The organism is Bacteroides sp. 1_1_30 (assembly GCF_020982715.1).
GTDB lineage: Bacteria > Bacteroidota > Bacteroidia > Bacteroidales > Bacteroidaceae > Bacteroides > Bacteroides xylanisolvens.
This window is the reverse complement of the sequence record NZ_JAJKHN010000191.1, coordinates 1-1914: the sequence shown is the minus strand read 5'-3', so window position 1 is coordinate 1914 and position 1914 is coordinate 1. Positions and strand designations below refer to the sequence as shown.

At 41.5% G+C, this 1914-nt stretch carries 5 protein-coding genes; all 5 read left to right on the top strand.

The genetic code is table 11. From position 1 onward, the window contains the following. Nucleotides 1–135 precede the first annotated feature (135 nt). Nucleotides 136–405, top strand: coding sequence for a hypothetical protein (locus LPH68_RS26090; RefSeq protein WP_230297260.1), 270 nt, complete (start codon nucleotides 136–138; stop codon nucleotides 403–405). A 90-nt stretch (nucleotides 406–495) separates the two neighbouring features. Continuing rightward, nucleotides 496–720, top strand: a complete 225-nt coding sequence (locus LPH68_RS26085) for a sulfate transporter (protein WP_217733531.1) — start codon at nucleotides 496–498, stop codon at nucleotides 718–720. Between the two features lie 147 nt (nucleotides 721–867). Further along, the gene (locus tag LPH68_RS26080) at nucleotides 868–1170 is read left to right on the top strand and encodes a hypothetical protein (protein ID WP_217733530.1); all 303 of its coding nucleotides are present in this window, start codon (nucleotides 868–870) and stop codon (nucleotides 1168–1170) included. Nucleotides 1171–1189: 19 nt separating this feature from the next. Continuing rightward, the gene (locus tag LPH68_RS26075; RefSeq protein ID WP_217733529.1) at nucleotides 1190–1546 is read left to right on the top strand and encodes a hypothetical protein; all 357 of its coding nucleotides are present in this window, start codon (nucleotides 1190–1192) and stop codon (nucleotides 1544–1546) included. Nucleotides 1547–1605: 59 nt separating this feature from the next. After that, nucleotides 1606–1914 (top strand): hypothetical protein (locus LPH68_RS26070; protein ID WP_230297259.1); only part of this gene is annotated, 309 nt, incomplete at its 3' end.

The window sequence follows — 1914 nt, the reverse complement described above, 5'->3', positions numbered from 1 at the left end:
GAGGTGTGCCAGGATCTGTTTTACAGCCTTGAATGGACGTACCCGACCACCTTGCTGGAAGAATGGGACTCGAACGGCTATTTCGATGAGATCGAGGGCTGGTATGACAGTAACGATTAAATGGAACGGCATATCATGGACAGGAAATACAAAACAATAGTTATGGAAGACCTGGAAGGACATAGGGACTGGCAGATGCTGGCTCCCGTCACGAGTCCGGCACCATCATTCCGCACCGGGGATTTCGTACGCCTGACGGACGAGGTGGTCGGTTCGATACGCCGAAGTTTTGGAGACGGACCGGCGGATTACCGCAAAGAAATGCTGTTTGAAGTCATATGCTTACGGCCGAGTAGCGAGAATCCGACCGTAGGGGTGCGGGATATACACGAGGACGACGTCTAGGAGTTCAACGCCGTTTCCCTCCGTCCCCTGACCGCCGAAGACCTGTTGGGAATTTTCTCAACAGTATAAGTTCACTAATAATAGAAATGAATGGCATATTATACCTTTGAGATTTTTAAATATAAGTGGATAACCGACAAGGACGGAGATACTTATAGAGATTATATAGATGAGATGCCACACTTTATTGTAAAAGCGGAAAATTATATCGAAGCGACTTTTAAGGCACAAAAGAAATACCCGTCGGATAAATACACGCATATGCTTATAGATACGGACGTGGAAAAATGGCCTGCCGATATATCAATGTTTTAGTTTAAATACGAACAAAAAGGAGATAAAGTATGGAATCAGAAGTATTAAAAACAGGAATGAATTTAATCATGGAGAAACAGATTATTCCCAATCCTATTTGCCCGAATGGTTGCATCTATCGATTAATACACAACAAAAGAATTAAGAATGAAAATACAAACTACAAAAATCACATTACCGCCGATTGGCCTTGACACACAAATTCAAGATGCAATCGAAGGCGAAAATGAAGAAACTAAGTTGGCCGTTCAGGACAAGAAAGAAAAGGTAAAAATCAATCTCAACAGGATAGTAAGTATTAATAACTCTCCGGTACGTGAGTGTTGGATAAAAGAGGGAAATCTCCACTATTATATGGCTAATGGTAAGGGTGTTGAATATTACTTCCCTATAAAGTACGCTTCGATTGAAATTGACATTGACTCAGACCCAACGATAACTTGTTTGTGACAAGAAACTCTCAAATGACATGAAAGAAAAAGATATAAATAATTTAGTAATGAATAAAGATGTTTTAGTAGCACATGCCTCCGATGGAATGGGATGTGCTTATGAAAAAGAAGTAACTTCCATATCTGTATGGATAAACGAAAAATGTAGGCACTGCGTTAATGATGAAAGTGTTTCCACTTTACTTAAAGAGGCGAAGAAGTCCGGTAAAATTCAAATATACATCTGTGGTAATAAGAAAATGGACGGAAATATAGATGCGTTTGGAAGTACTCCTCTGTACACTAATGGGCAATTCAGCGTAAATGAGTTGATATACAACGGAAATGCTGTTTGGTCAAGAATTAAATCAAAATCAAATAGATATGAACTGTAAAAAAAATCAGGCTATTACGACTTTTATTCATGGAATGCAAACGATAAACAGACACAGCCATGCCATACAGAAGCACGGGAATAACCATTTGCGGGACACGGTATGACCGCAGGCAAAAACTGACACCCGAACAGCGGGTAGAGATTTTCCACCGTTACATGACGGAAGATGTCAGTCAGCGCCGGCTGGCACGCGAGTACGGTGTAAGCCGCCGCCTGATTACGTTCATCGTGAATCCCGAAAGGGAGAAGCGTAACAGGGAGCTGCTGAATAAACGCAAGGCGAAGGGGCTGTACAAGCCTGACCGAAAAAAGCACACTGAAATTATCCGTGAATACCGGCGCTACAAACAGAAGTTATTCAAAGAA

Excerpts from the sequence above, each read along its gene's own strand:
- LPH68_RS26090 (WP_230297260.1), top strand. The coding sequence starts at position 136 with ATGGACAGGAAATACAAAACAATAGTTATGGAAGACCTGGAAGGACAT.
- LPH68_RS26085 (WP_217733531.1), top strand. The coding sequence starts at position 496 with ATGGCATATTATACCTTTGAGATTTTTAAATATAAGTGGATAACCGAC.
- LPH68_RS26080 (WP_217733530.1), top strand. The coding sequence starts at position 868 with ATGAAAATACAAACTACAAAAATCACATTACCGCCGATTGGCCTTGAC.
- LPH68_RS26075 (WP_217733529.1), top strand. The coding sequence starts at position 1,190 with ATGAAAGAAAAAGATATAAATAATTTAGTAATGAATAAAGATGTTTTA.